Origin of the sequence: Desulfovibrio gilichinskyi, assembly GCF_900177375.1 — a bacterium.
Classification (GTDB): domain Bacteria; phylum Desulfobacterota; class Desulfovibrionia; order Desulfovibrionales; family Desulfovibrionaceae; genus Maridesulfovibrio; species Maridesulfovibrio gilichinskyi.
In genome coordinates this window covers 288926-305089 of the sequence record NZ_FWZU01000004.1, presented here as the reverse complement: position 1 = coordinate 305089, position 16164 = coordinate 288926, and the positions used below count along the sequence as shown (strand labels likewise).

General features: G+C 42.7%; 18 protein-coding genes. 8 read left to right on the top strand and 10 right to left on the bottom strand.

The window, feature by feature from the left end:
• Positions 1-46 precede the first annotated feature (46 nt).
• The 7 genes from B9N78_RS12945 to B9N78_RS12915 all read left to right on the top strand — a co-directional run bounded on the left by B9N78_RS12945 (position 47) and on the right by B9N78_RS12915 (position 5115).
• Positions 47-676 (top strand): HD domain-containing protein, encoded by a 630-nt coding sequence (locus B9N78_RS12945; RefSeq protein WP_085102941.1) that lies wholly within the window; start codon positions 47-49, stop codon positions 674-676.
• 184 nt (positions 677-860) lie between these two features.
• The gene (locus tag B9N78_RS12940; protein ID WP_085102939.1) at positions 861-1673 is read left to right on the top strand and encodes an MlaE family ABC transporter permease; all 813 of its coding nucleotides are present in this window, start codon (positions 861-863) and stop codon (positions 1671-1673) included.
• Positions 1674-1682: 9 nt separating this feature from the next.
• A complete protein-coding gene (locus B9N78_RS12935; RefSeq protein WP_085102937.1) occupies positions 1683-2522 on the top strand; it encodes an ABC transporter ATP-binding protein in 840 nt (279 codons plus the stop codon).
• Between the two features lie 17 nt (positions 2523-2539).
• Complete coding sequence (mlaD, locus tag B9N78_RS12930) at positions 2540-2986, top strand: outer membrane lipid asymmetry maintenance protein MlaD (RefSeq protein ID WP_085102935.1); 447 nt, start codon at positions 2540-2542, stop codon at positions 2984-2986.
• 35 nt (positions 2987-3021) lie between these two features.
• Complete coding sequence (locus B9N78_RS12925) at positions 3022-3672, top strand: MlaC/ttg2D family ABC transporter substrate-binding protein (RefSeq protein ID WP_085102933.1); 651 nt, start codon at positions 3022-3024, stop codon at positions 3670-3672.
• A gap of 21 nt (positions 3673-3693) precedes the next feature.
• Positions 3694-4617 (top strand): MlaA family lipoprotein, encoded by a 924-nt coding sequence (locus B9N78_RS12920; RefSeq protein WP_085102931.1) that lies wholly within the window; start codon positions 3694-3696, stop codon positions 4615-4617.
• Between the two features lie 6 nt (positions 4618-4623).
• Positions 4624-5115 (top strand): YfcE family phosphodiesterase, encoded by a 492-nt coding sequence (locus B9N78_RS12915; protein WP_085102929.1) that lies wholly within the window; start codon positions 4624-4626, stop codon positions 5113-5115.
• A gap of 99 nt (positions 5116-5214) precedes the next feature.
• Here the strand turns inward: B9N78_RS12915 and B9N78_RS12910 are convergent, their stop codons facing one another.
• From B9N78_RS12910 to B9N78_RS12885, 6 genes are all read right to left on the bottom strand, one after another.
• A complete protein-coding gene (locus B9N78_RS12910) occupies positions 5215-5436 on the bottom strand; it encodes a hypothetical protein (RefSeq protein ID WP_085102927.1) in 222 nt (73 codons plus the stop codon).
• 30 nt (positions 5437-5466) lie between these two features.
• Positions 5467-6066 (bottom strand): MarC family protein, encoded by a 600-nt coding sequence (locus tag B9N78_RS12905; RefSeq protein ID WP_085102926.1) that lies wholly within the window; start codon positions 6064-6066, stop codon positions 5467-5469.
• A 218-nt stretch (positions 6067-6284) separates the two neighbouring features.
• Positions 6285-8798 carry a preprotein translocase subunit SecA gene (gene secA, locus B9N78_RS12900; protein WP_085102924.1) on the bottom strand — a complete coding sequence of 838 codons (2514 nt, stop codon included), beginning with the start codon at positions 8796-8798 and terminating at the stop codon, positions 6285-6287.
• 78 nt (positions 8799-8876) lie between these two features.
• Positions 8877-10013, bottom strand: coding sequence for a (Fe-S)-binding protein (locus tag B9N78_RS12895; RefSeq protein ID WP_085102922.1), 1137 nt, complete (start codon positions 10011-10013; stop codon positions 8877-8879).
• The gene (locus B9N78_RS12890; protein WP_085102920.1) at positions 10013-11401 is read right to left on the bottom strand and encodes an FAD-binding oxidoreductase; all 1389 of its coding nucleotides are present in this window, start codon (positions 11399-11401) and stop codon (positions 10013-10015) included. Before B9N78_RS12890 ends, B9N78_RS12895 begins: the two co-directional genes overlap by 1 nt.
• Positions 11402-11421: 20 nt before the next feature.
• Positions 11422-12300 carry a LysR family transcriptional regulator gene (locus B9N78_RS12885; RefSeq protein WP_085102918.1) on the bottom strand — a complete coding sequence of 293 codons (879 nt, stop codon included), beginning with the start codon at positions 12298-12300 and terminating at the stop codon, positions 11422-11424.
• Between the two features lie 180 nt (positions 12301-12480).
• Between B9N78_RS12885 and B9N78_RS18175 the strand changes: the two genes are divergently transcribed.
• Complete coding sequence (locus B9N78_RS18175) at positions 12481-12639, top strand: hypothetical protein (RefSeq protein ID WP_170921422.1); 159 nt, start codon at positions 12481-12483, stop codon at positions 12637-12639.
• A 100-nt stretch (positions 12640-12739) separates the two neighbouring features.
• On the opposite strand, the gene smpB is transcribed toward B9N78_RS18175, so the two are convergent.
• The 4 genes from smpB to B9N78_RS12865 are packed head-to-tail and all read right to left on the bottom strand — an operon-like array spanning position 12740 to position 16120.
• Positions 12740-13207 (bottom strand): SsrA-binding protein SmpB, encoded by a 468-nt coding sequence (smpB, locus tag B9N78_RS12880; protein WP_085102916.1) that lies wholly within the window; start codon positions 13205-13207, stop codon positions 12740-12742.
• An 8-nt stretch (positions 13208-13215) separates the two neighbouring features.
• Entirely contained in the window at positions 13216-15000 is a 1785-nt protein-coding gene (ptsP, locus tag B9N78_RS12875; RefSeq protein ID WP_085102914.1) for a phosphoenolpyruvate--protein phosphotransferase, read from the bottom strand.
• Positions 15000-15317, bottom strand: a complete 318-nt coding sequence (locus tag B9N78_RS12870; protein WP_085102913.1) for an HPr family phosphocarrier protein — start codon at positions 15315-15317, stop codon at positions 15000-15002. The genes ptsP and B9N78_RS12870 overlap by 1 nt, the downstream gene beginning before the upstream one ends.
• A 47-nt stretch (positions 15318-15364) precedes the next feature.
• Entirely contained in the window at positions 15365-16120 is a 756-nt protein-coding gene (locus B9N78_RS12865; RefSeq protein WP_137982540.1) for a PTS system mannose/fructose/sorbose family transporter subunit IID, read from the bottom strand.
• Positions 16121-16164 lie beyond the last annotated feature (44 nt).

Sequence of the window (16164 nt, the reverse complement as noted above, 5' to 3'; positions counted from 1 at the left end):
CAGCCCTGCAAAGCAGGGCTGATCTTTTGCACTGAGACTTATTATTATGAAAAATATTAAAAGTCGCGACAGGATGACTAGACTTGCTGACTTTCTTTTTGAAGTCGGTATGCTTAGAAAAACTCCGCGCACTGGTTATCAATTTCTCGGAACCGGATCTGAATCTGTTGCAGACCATTCATACAGAGTTGCTGTTCTTGGCTATGTTCTTGCTGATATGGCAGAGGCAGACATGGCGCGCACTGTTTTTATGTGTCTTTTCCATGATCTGCATGAAGCCCGCACAGCCGACTTCAACTACGTAAATCAGATGTATAATAAAAGTTCCCGAAATAAAGCTCTTCGCCACACTCTGGCCGGTACGGGACTTGAAAACAAAATTTTTCCTCACTGGGAAGAGCTCGAAAAAAGCAAATCCATCGAATCTCTTCTGGCGCAAGATGCTGACCAAATAGATTTTATATTAAATCTTAAAGAAGAACATGACATGGGAAATCCATATGCAGCATCGTGGATGGAATCCGCTCTTAAACGTCTGCGTACAGATCAGGGCAAAGAACTTGCGGAAACAATTTCTAAGACGGATCATAAAGACTGGTGGTATATAGGTCCACCTGCATCATGGTGGGAGAATCGTGACGGCCTTGAGGACGAAGACGAGAATAAAGAGGATTAACCAGATTCTACTGGCCAAAGTATATATTTTCATTCATATTTTTAATTAAACATAGTCATAAATTTTACTTTTGCTGGCAGTAGTACCTTTTATTTCAGAGAATATTATGATATTTGTTTTAACTTACTCTGGAAAACCTTTAAAATACTTATAATCAGCGATAACCTACTTAATAGATAAATAAATGTCAGATCATGCTTCAGAAAAACAAATCATGCAGCCTTTCGCTTTACTGGGAAGGATAAGCTTAAATATTCTCGGAGAATTAGGTGCCATGTGCATCTTTCTTTTCGAATCAATTCTGCATATTTTCAGTTCCTTATCCATTTTTCCTAAAACTATTAAGGAATTATATTTCATAGGAGTCAGGTCCCTAACCGTTATTTCCCTTATCGGGTTATTCACAGGGATGGTTATCGGACTTCAGACTTATTATGCTCTTTCAAAATTCGGTTCAGAAGGATTTCTCGGAGCTGCGGTTGCCCTCTCGCTTGTCAGAGAACTGGGCCCTGTTTTGACAGCAATCATGCTCACAGGGCGTGCTGGTTCTTCCATGACCGCGGAAATCGGAGTAATGCGCATTTCCGAACAGATCGACGCACTTGAGCTGATGGATATCAACCCGATAAACTATCTGGTAAGCCCTAAGCTTATTGCATCGCTTATTTCTTTTCCTATCTTAACCGCTCTTTTTGATCTTATAGGAATTGTCGGCGGATACTTGACCGGAGTTGCTTTGCTTGGCGGGAATTCCGGAGTTTATTTTCACAGAGTATATACATCACTCAGCTTTGAGGATATTTCTGCCGGATTCGCGAAATCACTTGTTTTTGCTGTTCTTGTTTGTACCGTCTGTTGTTTTCAAGGCTACTTCACCCATTTCCGCAAAGACGGAAAAGGGCCTGAAGGAGTCAGTCAGGCAACTACTTCGGCAGTTGTTATGTCTTGCGTAATAGTACTTATATCTGACTATATTTTGACCTCTTTACTTTTTTAATTATTCTTCATGAAAAAATCAGCACCAGACATACGCATTGAAGACCTGACCATAGGTTATGACAATACACCTGTAGTTAATAATATTAATGCGACTTTACCAGGTGGGGGGATTACCGTAATTCTCGGTGGATCAGGATGCGGAAAATCAACATTGCTGAAAAATATACTTAGATTGAACACTCCTCTCGGAGGATCTGTTTTTCTCGGTAAGCACAACATTTTAACCTTGAAACGGAAGCCTTTCAGATGTTTAAAACAACGCATAGGTGTACTCTTTCAAGATGGGGCTCTTCTCGGATCGCTTAATTTATTTGATAATGTAGCTCTTCCGCTTAGAGAACATACCCGGCTGAAGACTGCTGAAATTTCAAACGTGGTTAAAGCTAAACTTAGCCTTGTAGGGCTTGAAGATTTTGTTGATTATTTTCCAAATGAACTTTCAGGCGGGATGCGGAAAAGAGCAGGACTAGCCAGAGCTATGGTTATGGACCCGGATATTCTTTTTTGCGATGAGCCTACATCCGGTTTAGACCCGATAAATTCTGCTGAACTTGATGAGTTACTTTTGGAGCTTAAAGAAAGATTTGACATGACAATCGTAGTAGTCAGTCACGACCTTGCCAGTATGAAGACGATTGCAGACCATGTTTTGGTTCTTGGAGACGGAAAGGCTCTTTTTGAAGGTAGTAAGGACTCTCTACTCGCCACTGAAAATCCTTATTTACGGCAGTTTCTCGATAGGCGGGTTCAAAAAAGGGAAGCACCGCGGCTCACAATGCCACAGCTCGACCCTTCAATGATGAAGATGGATTGTACCAAATATCTTGGCGATTACGATAATAATTGAATTATACGGACTTAGACATGAAAAAATACTCTAAAGAAACTGCTGTCGGAATATTCGTATTCGTTGGTCTGATACTCATAGTCTATATGAGTGTTAAACTTGGAGACATTCGCGTATTTTCAGACAACCACTACCACGTCAGTGCAAGCTTTAATGACATTTCCGGCCTGAGGATTAATGCTCCTGTTGAAATAATGGGTGTGTCTGTCGGATTTGTCGACGATATTCACCTCGACCTCAAAACCCAGAAAGCGGTTGTAGGACTGAGCCTTGAAAAAAAGATTATGCTTACTGATGATGCGATTGCATCCATAAAAACCAGCGGATTGATCGGTGATAAATACGTTAAAATAACCCTCGGCGGTGTCGGGGACCCTATTGAGCCAGGCGGTACTATTATCGAAACAGAATCCGCAATAGATATCGAAAACTTAATTAGTAAATATGTTTTTGGCAAAGTATAACCAGATTTTTTAAAAAACTTAAAAGTAGAATATATATGAAAAAAATTACAACCATTTCCCTTTTTCTTGTCCTTACTTGTTTGACGGCTATACCCAGCTTCGCGCAAACAACTGTAACTCCTATGGAGCGGTTACGAGCAGGAGTGCAAGGTGTTATAGACATTCTTAATAACCCTGAATATAAAGGGGTTGCTGACAGGCAAAACGAAAAAAACACTAAAGTCAGAGACGCAATTAAAGACTTTTTCAATTTTCGTGAGCTTTCAAAAAGAACTATAGGCCGACCTTGGCTTAATTTCTCTTCAGAAGAACAAGATAGGTTTATATTTCTTTTCACTCAACTGCTTGAAGAAACCTACCTTGGAAAGATTGGAAGTTATTCATCAGAAAAAGTCTCATTTGACAAAGAGACAATAATACAAGATAAATATGCACAGGTTGACACAAGAATTCTTTCAAGCTCAAAATCTATTCCTGTCGTTTACCGTCTCAAGCTTATAGATGATGTTTGGGATGTGTATGACGTAAAAGTTGAAGGAATAAGTTTAGTTAACAATTACAGATCGCAATTCGCTGGAATACTTGACACAAGTTCAAATGACAAATTTGAAGCCAGCAAAAAAGATCTGTTTGAACGACTTGACCAGAAATGCCAAGAACTTAAGAATAAACAAAATAAAAAGTAATTTAATAAAATGAAAAAGACCATGACCATAAAAAACTCTGCATCAAATGCGCTTCTGGCCTTTTTAGTGCTGACCTTCATACTGCTTACATTTCCTTCGCAGGTAAGATCGGCGCAAAAGAATGATCAGGTACTTGTTGCACAAGTAGGTTCCGGAGTAATCGGAGCTGATAAAAGTGAAGATCAAACGGCCGCCGGCAATGATGATTTTAATGATGATATCTGGGGCGACACATTAGAAGCTAAGGACACAAGCAAATCTGACCCATGGGAAGGTTACAACCGGGCCATGTTTTCATTTAATGACTTTATGTACTTTGAAATTACTAAGCCCGTGACTCAGGGGTACATGTATGTAATGCCGCTTCGCCCTAGAACATGGATTAATAATTTTTTCCAGAACATGCTTACTCCTGTTCGCGTAACTAGTTGTCTGCTTCAAGGTAAATTCTTTACTGCAGGTGCTGAGACTTCTAAATTCGTTGCTAACACAGTTGTAGGTTTGGGCGGTCTTGGTGATGTGATAGGTGACCGCCAATCAACTATGCCTCTTTACTTAGGTAACGAAGACATGGGCCAGACCTTCGGAGTTTGGGGTATTCCAAACGGACCTTACTTTGTGATTCCAGTACTTGGACCATCTACAGTACGTGATGCCGTCGGCCTTGGAATTGACACTTTTGCACTTAATCCTTTCTGGTGGTTCGGCATCCCGTGGTATTATTCTCTTTCTGCCGGAGCTTACAACCAGATCAATAAGCTCTCATTCCACCTTGGTGAATATGAATCCCTTAAAGAAGGTGCAATTGATCCTTACGCAGCTTTAAAGGACGCATATCTCCAGTATAGAGCGCGGCAACTGCATGACAAAAAAAAGAACCGCCGTCCGGCTCCTGCTTCAAGCGTAATGACCGACCCTAATGCACAAGCGCAAACCGCTCAATAAGCATAAGTGAAAATAGCTGTTATATCTGATACACATCTCCGTGAGCCTGACTTCAGGCTCACGGAGATTTTTAATAATCATCTGGCTGATGCTGATTTACTTATTCACTGCGGTGATTTTACGACTTTTTCAGTATGGCAATTTTTCTGCCAACATCCTAATTTTCATGCAGCACTCGGTAACTGTGACGAGTGGAGACTATCGAACCAACTACGGCCACTCGAATCGCTGACCTTTCAAGGTTTAAAAATCGGAATTGCTCACGGATGGGGCAGCCGCTCTCAAGTTTCAAAAAACGTCGCCAATTCTTTTCCCCGTGATTACGACCTTGTCTGCTACGGACATACTCACATTCAGGACTGGTCTATTGTTAACGGCATTCAGATGCTTAATCCCGGTAGCCTGACCTCACCCAGAGAGGATAAACCTGCCAGCGTTGCAATTTTAGACATTGAAGAATTTGAAATAATTTCCTGCTCATTTATTCCAGTAGAATAATTAAGCTAAATAAAAAGCCGTTGAAGAAAACTTCAACGGCTGCTTTTCCCTTATCCACAAGCATAAAAACTAGTCTATACTTTCTCTCAGTTTGAGCTTCTAAGCAAAGGGGTCATGAATAAGCTTATACTGGTTGTCTTTCACTTCAAGAACGCCTTTAGCGGTCATTTCTGCCAGCACAGTAAGCAACTTATCAGTTTCGCCTTTACTAAGAACTTTATCACCCTGCTCTTTAAGGTATGAGATAGGAAGATACGCTGCTTTGCCACGCCTAAAAAGAGCCACTAAAAATCTGTCTGTAAGAGTCTTGCCATTGTTCACTTAAAACTCCTCCTTTGAATAGCTTGTAACTTAACTCTGCATAAAATTTCGCAGTCCGGTAAAAAAGATCTGAGCAGCAATAGATGCTACAAATAATCCAGTCAACCGACTCATGATATTAAGCCCGCGTTTACCAAGCAATCGCTTAAGGCTTGAAGATATAAACAAAAGAATACCGACTGTTAATACCGCGCATAGCAAAGCGGTGCAAGCAAAAGCCTGATCTTTAAACCCTTGAACAGTAGAACCCATGACCAGCAAAGCTCCGATAGTCCCAGGGCCTACAATAATAGGAATGGCTAACGGGACAACAGCTATATCTTCATCTTCGCCGCCTGCATCAAATTTCTTACTACCGCCTCCAACCATATTCATTGCAGACAAGAAGAGGACAGCCCCTGCTCCGATTCGGAAAGCATCAAGAGTTATACCGAACAATTCGAAGATATATCTTCCAAAAAGGTAAAGTATGAGAGAGCTTATTATAACGGCCAGAGTAACTTTAACAGCCGTTCTCTTCCGTTCTGTAGGACTCATCTCCTGAGTTAACGAGAGAAACGCTGATATGGCAAAGAACGGGGTTAAAATAAAAAATAATTTCAAATATGTTTGAAAAAATAATGCGACCATGTTTAATTCCGCCTGAATTATTTCTTTTCTATAGTTAATCAATTAGCATCTAAAATCTCTCGGAACTACGGCTAATAATTAATATATACAGCAAAATAATTTTAAAAGTTAGTATAAATATAAAATAATGATTAATTGCAAAGAAGGGGCCTTTAAACATAAAAGCCCCCTGACAGCAAGCGATGTCAGGGGGCTTAATCAAATATTTTAAACTTTAATTATTTTCCGCAACACTTTTTATATTTCTTTCCGCTTCCGCACGGACAATTCTCATTTCTACCGATTTTGGGCTCCGTCCTGCGTACAGGCTGCTTTTTCTTTTCTTCACCTTCACCGTTATCAGAGTATTCAAGACCCTTTTGGTCCTTATGCTGAAACTCTTCTTCACGTACTTCAGCTTCAATACGAAGATGGCAAAGAGCTTTTACAGTATTTTCTTTAATGCGCTCAAGCATATCGCGGAACATGTCAAAACCTTCACGCTTATACTCATGCTTAGGATCTTTCTGACCGTAACCGCGAAGGCCGATACCCTCACGCAAATGGTCCATGTTCAAAAGATGCTCTTTCCAGTTGCGGTCAAGAGATTCGAGCATGAAGTACCGCTGAATTTCATTGAAATGATCTTCTGCATTACTCTTGAGTGAGCCTAAAATATCCTTAACCCACTCGTCAGCCTGCTCACGAGACGGGATGCCTTCCTTAAAATCTGCCATGCGGCTGAATCCGAAGATTTCATTAAGACCGACTCTGACCATTTCCTCAGTCTCTTCGTCTAAAGGCTTGCCGTGAGCTTCAACAACGGGGAAATAACTTTCATCCAGCAGTTCTTCGACAAACTCGAAAATCATGTCATCCATATTCTCAGAGTACATTACTTCGCGGCGCAGTGAATAGATAACTTCGCGCTGCTGATTCATTACATCGTCATAGTCCAGCAACTGTTTACGTATTTCAAAGTTATGACCTTCAACGCGTTTCTGAGAATTTTCAATGGCTTTGGAAACCATCTTATTCTCAATAGGTTCGCCTTCCTGCATTCCAAGCTTATCCATAATTCCGGCAATTCGTTCAGAACCGAAAAGCCTCATCAGGTCATCATCAAGAGCAAGGTAAAAGCGGGTACTTCCCGGGTCACCCTGACGACCGGAACGACCACGCAGCTGATTATCAATACGGCGTGATTCATGCCGTTCCGTTCCGATAATGTGCAATCCGCCAAGCTCCTTAACACCTTCGCCGAGTACGATATCAGTACCACGACCAGCCATGTTGGTTGCAATGGTGACATGCCCCTTATGACCTGCCCCGGCAACAATTTCGGCTTCTTTCTCATGTTGCTTAGCATTTAAGACATCATGAGGAATTCCGCGTTTTTTAAGTAGAGAACCGATCAGCTCTGATTTTTCAATTGAAACAGTACCGACCAGAACAGGCTGTCCTTTCTTATAAAGGGTCGCTATTTCATTAGCGATAGCCACATATTTTTCTTGCTGAGTTTTGTAGATGGAGTCTGGAAAATCTTTACGAAGCAAATCGGCATTAGTCGGGATGACAATTACTTCCAGATTATAAATCTGCGCAAATTCAACAGCTTCAGTATCCGCGGTTCCGGTCATACCGGAGAGTTTCTTGTACATGCGGAAGTAATTCTGAAAGGTGATTGAAGCAAGAGTCTGATTTTCAGACTCAACTTTCACTCCTTCCTTGGCTTCAAGAGCCTGATGCAGACCGTCTGAAAAACGTCTGCCGGGCATTAAGCGGCCTGTAAACTCATCTACAATTACAACTTGGTCATCTTTAACAATATAATCAACATCGCGGGCAAACAGATGATGCGCTTTAATTCCCTGCATGATGTGATGCTGATATGAAATATTCGGTGAAGCATAAAGATTGTCTATTTTAAGAATCTCTTCACATTTGGTAACGCCTTCATCGGTCATAGTGATGGATTGACCTTTTTCATCAACTTCGAAATCTTCATCTCTTTTAAGGAGAGGAATTATGGCGTTTACCTGAGCATACATTCCGGTCGCTTCATCAGATGCGCCGGAAATAATAAGAGGAGTACGGGCTTCATCAATTAAAATGGAGTCAACTTCATCGACAATAGCAAAGTTCAGCTCACGCTGAACAAGTTGTTCTTTGTAAAACTTCATGTTGTCGCGAAGATGGTCAAACCCGAATTCGTTGTTCGTACCGTATGTGATGTCACAAGCGTAAGCATCCTGACGTTCCTGATCAGTTTGACCATGAACGACAATACCTACGGTGAGACCGAGAAAATTATAAAGCTTACCCATCCACCCGGCATCACGTGTGGCAAGGTAATCGTTGACGGTGATAAGATGAACCCCTTTACCGGAAAGCGCATTTAAAACCGCTGGCAAAGTAGCCACAAGGGTTTTACCTTCACCGGTTTTCATTTCCGCAATTCTTCCACCATGCAGGACCATACCACCGACCATCTGCACATCGTAATGCCGCATGCCGAGGGAACGTTTTCCAGCTTCACGCACTAAGGCAAAAACTTCAGGCAGGAGCTCATCCAGATCTTTTCCTGCGGCTACTTCTTCTTTCCACTGAGCAATTTTCTGAGGGAATTGTTCGTCGGTCAGCTTTTCCATTTCAGGTTCAAATGACGCAATTGCATCAATTTGCGGCTTAAGCTTTTTAATGAACCGGTCATTTCTGGAACCGAAAATTGTCGAAAATATGGCGTTAAACATTTAATATCCTTTTTTTCTCAGCGGGAATCCGCGTATTTTTCTTTTTTTGAAAACGAGCAATTGTTCCCAAATAAGTCCTTATTCTAAAATATCAAGCCAATGACCTGTAAAAAAGTCAGCTTTTGCTAAAGTTGCTAGTTGAATAACGCAGGCGGAGCATCCAGTCAAAATCTGCGCACCGGGAGATATTGATTTTGTCAGGTCGTTTATACAGTAATCTCCAACCTGTTTAGAAAGATCAGGTGCGCCGAGCTGCATAATCCCGCCGAATCCGCAGCAGATATCCTTTTTAACAGGCATAAGTTTATCACCAGCAATGGTTTCAACCAAAACCTGATCATAGTCAGGTTCAGGAGCATGGCATGGTTTGTGATAAATAACCTGCGACGGGCTGTTTTCTAAAATTTTAACATCCGCATCAAGCAGCAAAAACGACAGCGGAACAAGGTTTGACAGCCAAAGGCTGTAGAGCTCTTGATCTCCGTCAAAGTCTGACAAAGAGTATTCTTTAAGCCCTTTCAGACAGGTAGTACAGAAAATGATTATAAGCGGAAAATTCAGCCTCTTCCATTCACGGATATTGGCTTTTCTTGCGGAGTTTTGCCTGCTCAGCAATCCGGCACTTCCATAGGAGGAGCCGCAACAACTGAATTCAGGTATTCCGGCCCTGATCAACCCTGCTCCGTCCATCAGATGTTCTGCCTTGCGCACCCAGTCCTGCCGCGCGTAACTGCCGACACATCCCTTAAACAGAACAACCTTTTTTTCTTCAAATTTAATATCAGGTACAAGTCTTACCCAAGGCGCAGGACTCTTCGCAAAAAGGGCTTCCATTCTTTTCTTTGCGGACCCGACAGGTTCCGGCAGAGCTTCAGGAGTAAATTTTGATAAAGCAGCTGCCAAGGGCCAGATAAAGCCCGGTTTTGAAAGCCATAAATCCCAGCAAGTCTTGGTAAAATATTTAGATTCGGCCCTTAACGCCGAGACCATATCCGGTACGGACATATTCTGCGGACAGTTTTTTTCACACCGACCGCACGAAAGACACATAGAAGCTAAAGATTTAAAATCTTTTTCACTTAGCCCCGCTGACGGGTCAAGACTTTCCAAAAAAAATTTTGCACGCGGTGTCAGTTCTTCTCTTCCGGTGACTTTAAAAAGAGGGCAAACTTCAAGACATTTACCGCATTGAACGCAGCTTTTAGAGACAGCCATTATACAACCTTTCCCGGATTCATTATATTCAGCGGGTCAAAAACATTTTTGATGCCGTGCATTAAATTTAATTCAGCATTACCAATTTGCATTCCGATATAGTCCGCTTTTGTCAAACCGATGCCATGCTCTCCTGACAATGTTCCGCCAAGAGCCAACGTACTGCTGAAAATAGCTTTTTTGGCTTTTAGCGCATTCTCAGATTGACCGGGTACAGACTTGTCATACATCACGCTTACGTGAATATTGCCATCCCCGAGATGGCCGAAACACAAGACCACAACGTCCAGTTTATCTCCAATTTCATGATAACTTTCAATAGCCTGAGCTACTTTTCCACGAGGAACCGCAACATCTTCACCCTGCTTGTTCGGGGCTAGATTAAATGCGGCAGGGCTGATAACCCTGCGCAGCTCCCACAATCGTTCCTGATCATCTCCGCTCCCCTTTTCCAGGAAGGTTGTAGATACTTGTGAAAGAGCTTTTTCAATCTGTTTAAGATCTGCCGCAACGGACTCATGGGAGCCGTCAATCTTAAGAAGCAGCACCCCTCCGGTATCGACAGGCCACGGTACTTCCGAATGCATTTCCAAAGCCTTGAGCGTGTTCTTATCCATAAGTTCCATCGCCGTAGGCAAAATTCCGCAACCGAAAACAGCCTCTGCCCCTTTAAGGCAGCCTGCTAAATTTTCAAAACCGATGAGAACCGAGGCGGAGGTATCTGGAAGAGGAAGCAGTTTCAAAGTGGCCTTAGTAATCAATCCGAGTGATCCTGCGGAACCGACAAAAAGTCTTGTAAGGTCAAGCCCTACAACATTTTTATGAGTACGCCCGCCTGTATGGATGATTTCCCCGCCGGGAATAACAGCTTCAAGGCCGAGCACATAATCACGGGTTACACCGTATTTAACGGCCCGCATTCCACCTGCACATGTGGAGATATTTCCACCGATAGTCGAAATTTTGAAACTTGCTGGATCAGGAGGATAAAAGAGACCTTGTTTCTCAACACTTCGCTGTAAATCAGCCGTAATTACGCCGGGCTGGACTACGGTCACAAAATCACTGGAATTTATCTCTAAAATGGAATTCATACCCAGCATGGAGACAACAATACCGTTCTTAACAGGAACACAACCGCCAACCTTATTGGTGGCTCTGGCTCTTGGATAAACAGGCATACGTTCTTTCTGCGCCCAAGATAAAAGTTCGGATACCTGCTCGGCGCAATGTGGTTTAACAAGAGCTAACGGTTTAGCATGTTTACGGCTGGCATCTACGCCGCACGAAAGAAGTTCTCCATCAGAGAAGCCGCTCTCACTGTCAGGAAAAAGTTTTTTTAAAAACTTGCGCTGTAATCTGGATAATTTTTCTGGATAGGATTTCATTACATAACCGCTTAAGAAGCTTAAGACTTCCAGACTTTTTCAACACAATCAATCAAAGCCTTTACAATAGGGTCAGCTTTTCGCTGCTTATGGAATCCGAAATATAACCCGACTTCAAGATGTCCGCCGGGCCAGATGTAAAATGACCCTGCATCTGCGCCTTCGCGTGCTTCATCGTCACGCATGACGGTTACCCCGTTTTCAAAACGGACTAAAATATTATGTGCGTCTTCACTGTCTGCGATCATAGATTTACTGGCTTCAAGCCCTAGAAGATGAAATGTTTCGTTCAATTTCTGGCTGAAAGAACACTCCGCCGGAGTCCAGATCCACGGCAATTTAGCAAGATCTTCCCACTTGGCATTTTCAATTTTAGCCTGCCATGAAGCAGGTCCGACAACTCTAAGCACAGTGTTCTCTAAAAGAATCCCTTCAACTTCCTCAGGAGGGCATACTGAATAAAAAAAGCCGCCTTCGACTGTTCTGCCTGCAACTTCACGGCGCATTGTCCATGTCTGATGCTGGACAAACTGTAGATTGAGACCGGGATAATTATCTTTAATACACTTAATAAGCTGAGGGGTTCTTAAATAGACTGGTGATGTTTGCAGTCCGACACGGGCTTCTCCTGAAACATCACCACAAAGAGTCAAGGCTTCAGCATGCATTTTTTCAACTGAATCAAGAACGTCCTGAGCCCGTTTTACAAGGGATTCTCCTTCCGGAGTAAGAACCATACCTTTTGGGGTCCGCAAAAAAAGGCACACACCAAGCTCTTCTTCAAGAGATTTAATATGCAAACTTATTGTGGACTGGCTGGCATGCAATTGTTTCGCAGCTCTGGTTAAATTACCGGCATCGGCTACCACCACAAAAGTTTTGATCTGATATAGTTCCATAGTTTTAACAACTTACGGCATAAATGTTACAATTGAATGATATTAAATTATTTACCCATCGAAAAACTTAAAGGGGGGGTTCTATTATTCCCGTTGGATTGAATGAAACAAAACAGGCATATAGTTTTTAACAAGTTCGTGATTTTTTTTAAATCAACTTCACGAAAAAGGAGAATTGTCATGGTTGACAGCGTAAGCAACTTCGTAATGGAAATTCTGACTCCAGAAGACAGCATCTCAGGTTATACCAGACTTGATCCCGTAACAGGCACTATTAAACTATTTTTCTGGATCGGAGTTACTATGGGTCTAACCGTTTTAATTTCGAGACTTCAGTAAATATTTTCGATCCTTGACGGACGAAAAGTTACTATCCCATACCATACTTTATCCACCTACCGGCAAGGGGTGGTGAAAGTTTTTACGGCTCGTCCGTTAGCTAATAATTAGCTAATTGGCGGGCCGTGTCTTTTGCTATATCACGCCGCTTCAACTCTTCCTTACGGCTGTGAACATTTTTACCTTTTGCAAGAGCTATCTGTAATTTAATCTTGCCTCGTGAAAAGTAAAGACTCACAGGTATAACAGTCAGCCCTTTCTGCTCTGATTTTGTCTGCAATTTTTCAATTTCATAATCATGCAGTAACAGCTTGCGAGCACGGTCAGGATCATGCTGCGTATGTCCGGCGTGATCGTAAGGAGCTATATGAATACCTATCAGCCATGCTTCGCCGTCTTTAAAATTGACATACCCGTCGTTGAAGCTGATCTGCCCCTGACGCAGAGATTTAACCTCGGTTCCCACAAGTAAAAGACCTGCTTCCAAGGTATCTATAAAATCATAATTTCGACGAGCAACCTTATTCTGTGCAATAGAAGAAGGGCTTTTCTTTTTAGCTTTAGCCATAATAAAATTTAACCTGTAATATCGTCGTTATCCAGAAGAGATGCAAAAAACATCAGTTCTTCAGGATATTTTTTATAAATATTTTCAGTAACAAGCTTATTAATGTGTGCAACAGTGCGACAGTGCAGAACCTCTTTTAGCAGCTGTTTGCATTCAGGCATTCTAAGCTGCCGTAAAATACGTTTAATGCCGGGAATGGCCTGCGGAGTCAGGCTGAGACTGTCGATCTGCATACCCATCAGGATAGGCACACAATACGGATCAGAAGCAACTTCGCCGCAAAGACTAACGCCTATCCCCGCTCTGTGCCCTGCGTCAACAACATACTTGATAGAGCGAACTATAGCCGGATGCAAAGGCTGATACAGATACGAAACATGCGGATTAGTCCGGTCGATACCGATACTGTACTGAATCAAATCGTTAGTTCCGATACTGAAAAAATCCACTTCCTGAGCCAGAATTTCCGCAATCATAACCGCGGCAGGGAGCTCAATCATAACACCGACCTGCATGTCATGATCATAATCTATGCCTTCTGCCGTCAGTTCCGCCTTAGCGCGTTCCAAGGCTTCTTTTGCCTGATGAACTTCTTTAAGCCCGGAGATCATGGGGAACATGACTGAAACATTCCCACACGCACTGGCCCGCAATATTGCCCTTAACTGCGTATGGAAAAGGTCTTGATGCTTCAAACAAAATCTTATCGCTCTAAGTCCCATTGCAGGATTCGCTTCATCAAGCGGCCCGAAATAAGACATGAATTTATCTGCACCGAGGTCCAGAGTTCTCAAAACAACCTTGTGAGGAGACATGATCGTGGCAAGTTCAGTGTATTTCTCGGTGAGTTCTTCTTCATCCGGAAGGTCGCTCCGGTTCAAATAGGCATACTCTGTTCTGAACAGTCCGATTCCTTCCCCGCCATTGTTTATGACAGTTGAAACCTCTTCAGAAAGTTCAATATTGGCCAAAACCTGAACCCGGTATCCGTCTTCAGTTTCAGCAGGAAGCTGACAGCTTCTTATAATCGTGCCCTGATAAGTCTCAAACTGGATCTGCAAGTTATGATAATGTTCGAGTTCCTCTTCATCAGGGTCAACAATAATCTTACCTGAAAGGCCGTCTACAATTACAAGATCACCGTCCACAACAGAATTTTCAAGTTTTTCGGCCCCAACCAAAGCGGGGATATTCAGAGTACGTGCTAAAATTCCGGTGTGCGAAGTTTTGCCGCCGAGAGTCGTGACAAAAGCCATCAGCTTGTTAATTTCAAGCTCGATGGTATCAGCGGGACTAAGGTCATGTGCCATAAGCACTGCACGGCCCTCAATAGGGCTCAGAATCGCTTCTCCGCCGATAAGCTTAGCTTGAACCCTCTGGGCAACCTGACGCACGTCCTGCATGCGTTCACGGATATATTTATCTTCCAGAGCTCCGAAAGCTTTTTCAAGATCATTTACGGCTTTATCCAGTGCCCATTCAGCATTAATACTAAGGTCGTCAATATATTTAAGCGCGGACTTGGAAAACTTCGGGTCCTTGAGCATCATTAAATGCGAATCAATAATCAGCTGATGTTCTTTCAATTCTGCCGGAACTTTCAGTCGCACGGCCGCCAACTCTTTAACGGCTTCAGTAAAGGCGTAGGCAAGTCGCTCTTTTTCTCCGGCAACCATGTGCTCCGGCACAGTCTGCCGCGGCAAGTTAGAAGAAATGCTGCGATTCAAAAAATAGGCTTTGCCTATGGCAATGCCGGTTGAAACGGAAATACCGGTAACGACTTCTCTGGCCATTACTTATCCTCTCCGAATTTTGATTTAAACAATCCTTCCAGACAATCAAGAGCTTCTACGGCATCAATACCTTCAGCTCTCAGTTCAAGAGAACTTCCCTGTGCTGCTGCGAGCGTCAAAATATCAAGAATACTTTTAGCATCCACTTCCTGAGAATCACACAAAATTGTGATCTCAGCCTGAAAATTTTGAGCTTCCTGAGCAAGCTGAGCCGCAGGCCGAGCATGCAGTCCCAATTGGTTAACTACAATAACAGTCCGGGCTACAGCGGTTTCCGAATCTGGAGAACCTTCACGCAGCGCGCTATTATCAATCATTTTCGACCGTTCCTTTATATCTATTATGCTAACGCAAAATTCTTTATTTACAATAAATTTATCAAAAACACACTTACTACGAAAAAAAGCACGGCAACAACTTCTCTGGAGATTTTCCCGGTTGCAATAAGCCACCCTAATGATCCCAGTATCGCAGTTCCGCCATACCACTGAAAAATACCCATATCTGAAGGCCACAACTGAATCCAGATCAGCAGAAGAACGAGCGCATTAACAAATTTCAGCCGTTCGCCTAAATTAATCAAATCCCATTTTTTCAGTTCATTCAGAAATCCGAGCCCCTTATGCAGGCCGCCCCAGAAAATATATACTTTAAATATTTGCAATGCCGCAAACGATATTAAACCGAGTAGCATAGCCGCCGTAGTATTACCAGCAAGCAATAAAGAGATCGTTGCTAAGGCCCAGAAAATCAAAGCACTTCCGGCAAAGACAGAATCACCTATAGCAGAAAGTGTATAACTGGTAGTATTTTTTACTTTATTCAAAAAAGCGACTGGAAACTTACCGTCTTTAATCTGTATTTCCACCGCCAGAAAAATAGCTATCAGCAATGGAGCCCAGAACGGATGAGAATTATAATGCTTAACGTACCGTTTACGGGCTCTGGATAACTCCAGCGGGTCTGAATAGAGAGCTTCGAGTCCGGGCTGCATGGCGTAAGAGAAGCCGATATTCTGCAATCCGCGAGTATTGAACCCCGCTCCTACAAAATAACTGCGAAGAAAACACCTGACAAAAGCCAGGGCGAGAGATTTTTTCACTTTCACTTTTTCATTCACGACCGCTTCCACCACTGCTTCGGATTATATTAAAACCGTTGCAA